This is a genomic window from Streptomyces sp. ACA25 (assembly GCF_028200735.1).
GTDB lineage: Bacteria > Actinomycetota > Actinomycetes > Streptomycetales > Streptomycetaceae > Streptomyces.
In genome coordinates this window covers 1-8,988 of record NZ_JAQKPV010000029.1, presented here as the reverse complement: position 1 = coordinate 8,988, position 8,988 = coordinate 1, and the positions used below count along the sequence as shown (strand labels likewise).

General features: G+C 73.5%; 8 protein-coding genes and 1 pseudogene. 1 reads left to right on the top strand and 8 read right to left on the bottom strand.

From position 1 onward, the window contains the following. The 7 genes and pseudogenes from PJ985_RS22905 to PJ985_RS22875 all read right to left on the bottom strand — a co-directional run. The coding region (locus tag PJ985_RS22905; protein ID WP_271685804.1) for a glycosyltransferase family 4 protein at positions 1 to 1,112 on the bottom strand (1,112 nt) is incomplete at its 3' end. Positions 1,113 to 1,414: 302 nt separating this feature from the next. After that, on the bottom strand, positions 1,415 to 3,199 hold the full coding sequence (gene recN / locus PJ985_RS22900; RefSeq protein WP_271685803.1) for a DNA repair protein RecN: 1,785 nt from the start codon (positions 3,197 to 3,199) through the stop codon (positions 1,415 to 1,417). Between the two features lie 51 nt (positions 3,200 to 3,250). Continuing rightward, positions 3,251 to 4,156: an NAD kinase gene (locus PJ985_RS22895; RefSeq protein WP_271685802.1), complete on the bottom strand. Its 906-nt coding sequence runs from the start codon at positions 4,154 to 4,156 to the stop codon at positions 3,251 to 3,253. Continuing rightward, complete coding sequence (locus PJ985_RS22890) at positions 4,153 to 4,977, bottom strand: TlyA family RNA methyltransferase (RefSeq protein WP_271685801.1); 825 nt, start codon at positions 4,975 to 4,977, stop codon at positions 4,153 to 4,155. Before PJ985_RS22890 ends, PJ985_RS22895 begins: the two co-directional genes overlap by 4 nt. 7 nt (positions 4,978 to 4,984) lie before the next feature. Then, positions 4,985 to 5,452: a hypothetical protein gene (locus tag PJ985_RS23410; protein ID WP_333909891.1), complete on the bottom strand. Its 468-nt coding sequence runs from the start codon at positions 5,450 to 5,452 to the stop codon at positions 4,985 to 4,987. Positions 5,453 to 5,462: 10 nt separating this feature from the next. Then, a pseudogene (gene fecE / locus PJ985_RS22880) lies at positions 5,463 to 5,585 on the bottom strand (Fe(3+) dicitrate ABC transporter ATP-binding protein FecE); the annotation flags it as partial. Positions 5,586 to 5,643: 58 nt separating this feature from the next. Beyond that, positions 5,644 to 6,705: an HAD hydrolase-like protein gene (locus PJ985_RS22875; protein WP_271685800.1), complete on the bottom strand. Its 1,062-nt coding sequence runs from the start codon at positions 6,703 to 6,705 to the stop codon at positions 5,644 to 5,646. An 86-nt stretch (positions 6,706 to 6,791) separates the two neighbouring features. On the opposite strand from PJ985_RS22875, the gene PJ985_RS22870 reads away from it, so the two are divergent. Continuing rightward, positions 6,792 to 8,090, top strand: coding sequence for a DUF1015 domain-containing protein (locus PJ985_RS22870; RefSeq protein ID WP_271685799.1), 1,299 nt, complete (start codon positions 6,792 to 6,794; stop codon positions 8,088 to 8,090). Between the two features lie 42 nt (positions 8,091 to 8,132). On the opposite strand, the gene PJ985_RS22865 is transcribed toward PJ985_RS22870, so the two are convergent. Further along, a complete protein-coding gene (locus PJ985_RS22865) occupies positions 8,133 to 8,882 on the bottom strand; it encodes a hypothetical protein (RefSeq protein WP_271685798.1) in 750 nt (249 codons plus the stop codon). Between the last annotated feature and the right edge of the window lie 106 nt (positions 8,883 to 8,988).

Below are 8,988 nucleotides of genomic sequence, written 5' to 3'. Positions count from 1 at the left end.
GGGGCGGTCAGCTCGTCGTAGATGCTGAGCACCTGTGCCACCGTGCTGTGCTCGGTCGGCCAGCGAGCGGCCCTGCGCCGTCCCGCTTCAGCCAGCGCCCTGCGGCGCGCAGGATCGGCCAGCAGCCCGGCGACCGCCGCCCCGAGGGCCTCGGGGTCTCCGAAGGGCACCAGCACGGCGGCCCCGCCGACCAGCTCCGGCGTGCCGCCGACCTCGGTGGCCACCAACGGAACACCCCGGCGCAGGGCCTCCTGGGCCGGGGCGGAGCGAGCTTCCCAGCGGGACGCCAGCACCATCACATCGGCCGCGGCCAGCAGCTGCGGCAGGTCCTCCCGGTCACCCAGCAGCCTCACCGGCAGCCGCTCCCGGTCGATCCGGCGCTGCAGGACGGCACGCTCAGGCCCCTCCCCCACGATGAGGAGCAACGGAGGCTGCGGGCCAAGCCCGCGCAGCGCGGTCAGGAGCACATGGTGGCCCTGGTCGGCGGTGAGCGGGCCCGCGGTGACGATCAGCGGATGGCCGGCCGCCCCCAGGGCCGCCCGGATCTTGTGCGGGTCCGGCTCCCCCTCGCCCCCCTCGGCGGACTCCCACGGACCGGGCAGGGCCACCGGCGCCAGCCGGGCGTCCCGGGCGCCCCTCCGGCGGGCCCGCTCCACCAGATCCGACGTCGCCCCCAGCACCACCGATGCGGCGCGGGCGACCCGGCGCTCACCGAACCGTCCCAGCCGGGACCGGGCCCCGCCGACAGCGGACCGGGTGTGCCAGGTGACGACGAGCGGCAGGCCACGGCGCCGCAGCGCCAGCGCGGCCAGCAGACCTGCGCGCATCCCGTGGGCGTGCACCAGGTCGGCGTCGGCGGAAACTGCCCGTACCCGCGTGATCGCCCTCGAGAGGACATGGAACGGCAGGACGGCCAGCCGGGCGCCCGTGCCGGAGTACCCGTAGCGCTCCGCCACCCCGGGCCGGGCGCACACGGTGACCAGAACGCCGCGTGCCACCAGCCCGGCGGCCAGGGAGCGCACGTGCTCGCCGGTGCCAGCGCTGCCCGCGCCCACCAACTGCACGACATGCAGGGGCCCACGGGCACGGGGCGACAGAGGAGTGGTGCTCACAGCGGTTCGCGCTCCTGGTCCGGGAGGGAGAGGTGCCGTCAAGAATGCCAGCAGCACCCGGCGGCACGGTACCGACCGCCACCCAGCCGGCCCGGAGATGTCCCGGGGCCGCCTCGCCGTCACCGTGTCCTCGCCCCTCAAATCCTTTGTTCCCACGGGTGGTTGCGAAACCTCGAAGGGGCGAGGCCGGCCGGGCGTGGCATCACCCGACAGGCGGCGTCCCCGGACACCGTGCGCCCGGTCAGCTCATCCCTCCGAACCACCCGGCCAGGTGTCCTACCGGCCCGGTGGTCCCGCGGTGGTCACCCGGCGGTTTCCGTCCGGGCGGCGGCCGGGGAACCGAGGCGGGCTGCCGTGGCCAGCAGTTCCTCGGCATGGGCCCGGGCCAGCCGGGAGTCCTCCTGCCCCGCCAGCATCCGGGACAGTTCGCGGACCCGGCCTTCCCCGTGCACGGACTGCACACCGCTGCGTGTCACCGATCCGTCGTCCGTCTTCTCCACCACCAGGTGGCGGTCGGCGAAGGCCGCCACCTGCGGCAGGTGGGTGACGACGACGACCTGAGCGGAATCGGCGAGCCGGGCCAGCCGGCGGCCGACCTCGACCGCTGCCTTCCCACCGACCCCCGCGTCGACCTCGTCGAAGAGGTACGTGGGAACGGGCGCGGCACCGGCGAAGACGACTTCGATGGCGAGCATGACCCGGGAGAGCTCGCCCCCGGAGGCCCCCTTGGACACCGGACGCGGCTGGGAGCCGGGATGGGGCGCGAGCAGCAGCTCGACCTCGTCGGCTCCGTGCGGGCCGACCGCGACGGTCCGGCCACCGATGTCGACTCCGTCCTCCCCGTCGGCCGCGTCGGTGTGCCGCAGGTCCACGTGCACCCGGGCGTGCGGCATGGCGAGATGTGCGAGCTCCTCCGTCACCGCTTCGGCGAATCGCTTCGCCGCCTCGGTGCGCGCCCCGGTCAGGGTGCGGGCGAGGCCGGCGAGTTCGGTGTGCAGGGCATCGCGTTCGGCGGTGAGTCGCGCGATCCGGTCGTCGTCGCTGTCGAGCTCGGTGAGACGGGCGGTGCCCTGCTCGGCCCAGGCCAGCACGGCGTCGATGTCCGGACCGTACTTGCGGGTGAGATGGGCGAGGACGGCGCGCCGCTCCTCGACGGCGGCCAGCCGCAGCGGGTCGGCGTCCAGGTCGTCCGCGTACCCGGCCAGTTCCCCCGCCACGTCGGACAGCAGGATGCCGATCTCGCCGATCCGGTCGGCGAGGCCGGCCAGCGCCGCGTCGTGGGCCCGCACCGCTTCCAGCGCGCGGTGCGCCCCGGCGACCAGGGTCGCGGCATCGACGTCCTCGAGGTCGGCCGGGTCCCCGACCAGCGCGCCGTGAGCCTGGGTCGCGGCGTTGGCCAGGGCGTCGGCGTGGCCCAGCCGCTCGGCCTCGGACGTCAGCTCGGTGTCCTCTCCGGGCCGTGGCTCCGCAGCTTCGATCTCGTCCAGGCCGAAGCGCAGCGCGTCGGCTTCCCGGGCCCGCTCCCGGGCCAGCGCGGTCAACTCGGTCAGCTCGCCGGACAGCGCCCGCAGCCGCCGGTAGGCATCCTGGTAGGCGGCGAGCGGAACGGCCACCGCCTCACCGGCGTACCGGTCGAGGGCCTGCCGCTGCCGGGCGGGGCGCAGCAGCCCCTGCTGGTCGGTCTGACCGTGCACCGCGACGAGATCGGCGCCGATCTCGGCCAGCAGCCCCAGCGGCACCGAGCGTCCGCCGATGTGCGCCCGGGAGCGGCCCTCAGCGGAAATGCTGCGGCTGATGAGCAGGGCCCCGTCGTCCAGCTCCGCCCCGGCCTCCACCGCCCGCTCGGCCGCCGGCGCGCCAGGTGGAACGCTGATCCGCCCCTCCACGACGGCGCTTCCCGCCCCGTTTCGCACCAGCGTGGCGTCTCCGCGTCCGCCGAGCAGCAGTCCGAGGCTGGTGACCACCATGGTCTTGCCCGCGCCTGTCTCTCCCGTCACCGCGGTGAATCCGGTGGACAGCTCGACGACAGCATCGTCGATCACGCCCAGGTCCTTGATCCGCATCTCCTCCAGCACGCATACGACCATACGAGGTCCGGAGGCTCCTCGGCGACGGATACCCCCGCAACGGCCCTGTCGCTATCGGGGCGCGCCGCGCCATCCGGACACCGGCAGGGCGAACTTGGCCACCAGCCGGTCGGTGAACGGCGCCCGGTGAAGCCGGGCCAGCCGGACGGGTACGACGCCCCGGCGCACCTCGATGCGGGCGCCGGCGGGCAGTTCGACACTGCGCCGCCCGTCGCACCAGAGCACGCCGTGCGGGGTGCGCGGCTGCACTTCCACGGCGAGGACCGAACCGGGCGCGGTGACGAGGGGTTTGGCGAAGAGCGCATGCGCGCTGATCGGCACCATCAGCAGCGCCTCGACCTCCGGCCAGACGACCGGCCCGCCCGCCGAGAAAGCGTAGGCGGTGGAGCCGGTGGGCGTGGCACAGACCACACCGTCGCCGCCGAAACCGGACACCGGGCGGCCGTCGACCTCGATGACGACTTCCAGCATGCGCTCCCGGGCCGCCTTCTCCACCGAGGCCTCGTTCAGCGCCCAGTCCGTGTACACCCGGTCGCCGTTTCCGGTGACCGTGACATCGAGGGTCATCCGTTCCTCGACCTCGTAGTCCCGGGTGACGACACGGTCCACGACCTGGTCGAGATCGTCCCGCTCTGCCTCGGCGAGGAACCCGACCCGGCCGAGGTTGACACCCAGCATCGGCACCCCCGAGGCGCGGGCGAATTCGGCCCCGCGCAGCAGGGTGCCGTCGCCGCCCAGTACGACGAGGAGTTCGCAGCCGTTCGCCACTCCGGTGGTGACCTCCACGCGCTCGACGCTGGCGGGCAACGGAAGGTCGTCCGCCTCCTCGGCGAGAACGCGTACGCCGATGCCGTGCCGGAGCAGTCCCTGGACGACGAGTTCGGCGCTTCTGACGGCCGCCGGGCGCCCGGTGTGCGCGAGCAGAAAAACGGTGCGTACGTCTGCGGTGCTGGTCACTGCGGCCCCTCCGTCACTGCCCGGTCCACCACGGCCGGGTCGAGTTCCGGCGCCCCGGCCCGCATCCAGAGAAAGTACTCGACGTTCCCGGAGGGTCCCGGAAGCGGGCTCGCCGTGACGCCGAGCACCCCGAGGCCCTGGGCCGCCGCATGTCCGGCGACGGTCCGTACCGACTCGGCACGCAGCCGGGAGCTGCGGACGACGCCGCCGCTGCCGAGCCGTTCCCTGCCGACCTCGAACTGCGGCTTCACCATCAGCAGCAGGTCGGCGTCGGGCATCGCGCACCGCACGAGCGCGGGCAGGACCAGGCCGAGCGGGATGAACGACAGATCCCCGACCACGAGATCCACGCGAGGCCCGTCGAGATCGGCCGGGGTGAGTTCGCGGACGTTGGTGCGGTCCTTCACGGTCACCCGGCCGTCGGATCGGAGCGGCCAGGCGAGCTGGCCGTAGCCGACATCCACGGCGACGACATGTTCGGCCCCGGCCCGCAGCAGTACATCGGTGAAGCCGCCGGTGGAGGCTCCGGCGTCCAGGGCGCGGCGGCCTTTGACCCGTAGGCCGCGCGGCACGAAGACATCAAGAGCCCCGGCCAGCTTGTGACCGCCGCGGGAGACGTAGTCCGGACCGCTGCCGTCCTCGCGGACGACCAGCGCGGCGGCGGTGGCCACCTGGGTGGCGGGCTTGCCGGCGGTCGTCCCGTCGACGGTCACCCGGCCTGCCTCGATGAGCGTTCTGGCGTGCTCACGGGAGCGGGCCAGCTTGCGGCGGACGAGCTCCGCGTCGAGCCGGCTGAGTCGGCGGCGGGTCGCTGCTGCCACGGTCGGTTCAGCTCCTGGGTTCTGGCGGGGCGGCGGGCGGCGGGCCGGGCCGCTGGTCAAGGGCGGCCAGCGTCTCACGCAGGCCGCTGTGTACATCCTCGTACACCTCCAAGTGGGCCGGAACAGCAAGGTGGTCGGCTTCGGTGAGCCGGCTGAGCCGGGCATCCACTTCGCCGTGACCGGTCGGCAGGAGGGCGACACCCAGCGGCTGCGGTCCCTCGTCGGGCAGCCCAGGAACCTCGGCGGTTTCCGGAGCCGCCGCGACGTCCGGCTCCGTCTCGCCGGGCGCGTCCAGGTCCGGCTCCCCTGCTGGCCCCGGGGTCCGGGCGGGTGCCTGGTCCGCGGCCGGCCCGGGAGCCGGTCCGGCGGGGGATCCGGCGGCCGGTCCGGGGCCGGCCGGGGTCCCGGACACCGTTCCGGGACGAGGGGTGTGTGCCGCGGAACTGCCGTCCGCGGAGGGCTCGGGCTCGTTCATGGACCCGACGCTACCCGGTGACCGTCCGGGTACGGCGCCGTCCCGAGGGCACCACCAGCGGCGTGCCGGTCTCCGGGCCGGCGATCACCCGACAGGGGAGACGGAAGTCCTCCTCGACCAGGTCTGCGGTGATCTCGTTCTGGTGGGCGATGTCCACGGGCACCGGCGCCCGTCCCTGCCAGGGGTGGCGCTCAGAGACCGATCCGGGCCAGCGCCCGGTCGGTGGCCGGCCCGGAGACCGGCGACCCCGTCACCACCGACCAGGCCGCCCCGCACAGCGCTCGCAGACCGTCCACCGCCTCGCCCCCGCCCGTCAGCTCCAGTCCTTCGGCGCCGGCCGTCGCCAGCCAGCCCGCACACCGGTGACCGGAGCCGTCGACCTGCACAGCCGGCTGAGGGACCAGAAGACCACGGAGGTCGGCCGACACATACGTCGGACGGTGCTCGGGCGGTGCGGCCAGCAACTGAGCCGCGTCCGTCACCCCGGTCAGCACGAGCAGCGAATCGACCTTCCCGTTGTGCGCACCCTCGATGTCCGTGTCGAGCCGGTCCCCGACGACCAACGGCCGCCGCGCCCCGGTACGCAGCACGGTCTCCCTGTGCATCGGCGGCAGCGGTTTGCCCGCCACCTGCGGAGTTCTGGTGTGCCGGGTCGCAATCCGCACCACCTCCACGGCTGCCCCGTTCCCCGGCATGATGCCCCGCGGACCGGGGATCGTCAGATCCGTGTTGGACGCGAACCACGGCACCCCGCGGTTCACCGCAAGTGCGGCCTCACCGAGCCGCCCCCACGGCAGGTCGGGCCCCCCGTACCCCTGGACCACAGCGGCCGGGTCCTCGTCCGCCGACTCCACCGGCCGCAGGCCCCGCTCCCGCAGCGCCACCCGCAGGCCCTCGCCCCCCACACACAGCACCCGCGCCCCCGCGGGCACCTGTTCGGAGATCAGCCGGGAGACGGCCTGCGCGGAGGTCACCACCTCTTCCGCAGCGGCCGGAACACCCAGCCGGGTCAGGTGGTCCGCCACTGTCTGCGGGGTACGGGCGGCGTTGTTCGTCACATACGCCAGCCGCATGCCCTCCGCCCGTGCGGCCCGCAGCGACTCCACCGCAAACGGCACCGCCTCACCACCCGTGTAAACCACCCCGTCCAGGTCGAGCAGCGCCGTGTCGTAGCACGTGCTCAACGAATCCGCCGCGCCCCGGGGGAGATACGCGACGCGGTACGCGTCTTGGGTCGAGTCAGCTTCAGCCATAGCCCCACGATCATCCCCCACCCTGCCGGCCCGCCTCCCACCCGGTCCGCCACAAGGCGCCGGAAACGGCCGCATACGATGCGGAGATGCATGCTGACGGCCTCCGGCTCGCCCCGTTCCACGCCCTGCGCTACGTACCGGACCGAATCAGCAGCCTGGCTGCCGTCACCTCACCGCCCTATGACGTGGTGGTGCGGCCGGACGGTGTCCACGCACTGGAGACGGCCGACCCGTACAACATCGTGCGGCTCATTCTTCCGCAGGCCGCCGATCCGGCCACCGCCCACCGCAACGCTGCCGAGACGCTCCGGCGCTGGCAGGCCGACGGCGTCCTGGCCCGGGACCCGCTCCCGGCCCTCTACGTGTACGAGCAGCGTAAGGGCGACCTGCTGCAGCGCGGTCTTATCGGTGCCCTCCAGCTCACCCCACCCGACGAGGGCGTTGTCCTGCCGCACGAGGATGTCATGCCGGAGGTGGTCGCGGACCGGGCTGCGCTGATGCGGGAGACCGCGGCCAACCTGGAACCGCTGCTGCTGTCCTACCGCGGCGACGGCACGGCCACCGGCGCGACCGCCGTGATCGAACGCACGGTCCACCGCTCACCGCTGCTCGCCACCACGACCGAGGACGGATTCGCACACCGGCTCTGGACCGTGACCGACACGAGCGACCACACGGAGATCGACCGCGATCTGAAGCGGCGACGGGCGCTGATCAGTGACGGTCACCACCGCTGGGCCACCTATCTCAGGCTGGACCGCGAGCACGGCGGGCGGCCTCCGTGGGACCACGGACTGGTCCTCCTGGTCGACACCGCCCGATATCCCCTTCGGGTGCGGGCGATCCACCGGGTCCTCGGCCGGCTGCCGGTCGCCGACGCCCTGGCACGCCTCAACGGCACATTCCGTGCGCGGCCGATCGACGGCCCGCTGCCCACGGCCCTCCGGACGCTGGAGCGCGCCGAAGGGAATGCTTTCGTCGTGGCCGGCGCCGGGGCCTTCCATCTGCTCGACCGCCCGGACCCCGGGCTGCTCAAGCGGGCGGTCCGCCCGGACCTTCCGGAGACCTGGCGCCGGCTGGACGCAACCGTCCTGCACTCCGCTCTGCTGGACTGCGTCTGGCGCGTCCCCGATCACCCGGCGGACATCGGCTACCTGCACGACGCGGAGTCCGCCGTCGCCCAGGCGGAGCGCCTGGGCGGTACGGCGGTACTCATGCGCCCCGTACGGGAGGACACCGTCCGCGAACTCGCCGAGCAGGGCGTCACCATGCCCCGCAAGTCCACGTCCTTCGGACCGAAGCCGGCCACCGGGCTGGTACTGCGCAGTCTCGCAGCGCCCAGCCCTGGTGACGGACTGCCCGGCGCCCTGGAGCAGAGCCCTTAGCGAAAACTGCCGCTGCGGGCCTCCGGCACGGGCGCACCGGCTTCATCCTCCGGCCGAGTCACCTGGCTTCTGCTCCGGTTCCTCAGCAAGGTCCTCAGCTTCGGGGTCCAGCGCATCGATGAACTCCACGCCGTCCAGCTTCGCCAGGCGGTCGGACGCATCCGTCGCGCCGCTCTGGTCAGCCTCCAGGGCCTTGGCGAACCACTCCCTCGCCTCGCTCTCACGACCGACCTCCAGGAGCGCGTCGGCGTAGGCATAGCGCAGCCGTGCGGTCCAGGGCTGCGAGGAACTGGACGCCAACTCCGGGCTCTGCAGCGTCACCACGGCGGCCTCGGCCTGGCCCATGTCACGACGGGCTCCGGCGGCGACAAGCCGCATCTCGACCTGACCGGCCTTGTCGAGCTTGCGCACCTCGTCCTCCCCCGCCATCGCCAGAGCTCGCTCGGGCCGGCGGAGACCACGCTCGCAGTCAGCCATGACGGGCCAGAGGTGCGACGCCCCGGTCATCCGGCGAGCGGCACGGAACTCAGCGAGCGCCTCCGCGTACTTCCCGACCCCGTACGCGGCGAAGCCTGCCGCCTCACGCACCGCCGCCACCCGGGAGGCGAGACGCAGAGCCACCTTGGCGTAGGCGTACGCCTGCTCCGGGTCCTCGTCCAGCAGCCGGGCCACCATGACGAGGTTCATCGCCACATCGTCCGCCAGCGTCTTCGGCAGGCTCATCAGCTCCTGGCGGACATCGCGGTCGATTTCCATGCCGGTGACGTCCTCCGGGATGGGCAGCCGACGCACCTGCTCACGATCCCGGTGGCCACGGTGCTCACCACGGTCCCGGTCATCCCGCCCGTAAGGGCGGGGCCCACGCGGCCGGTCATCACGACGCTCATCATCACGCCGG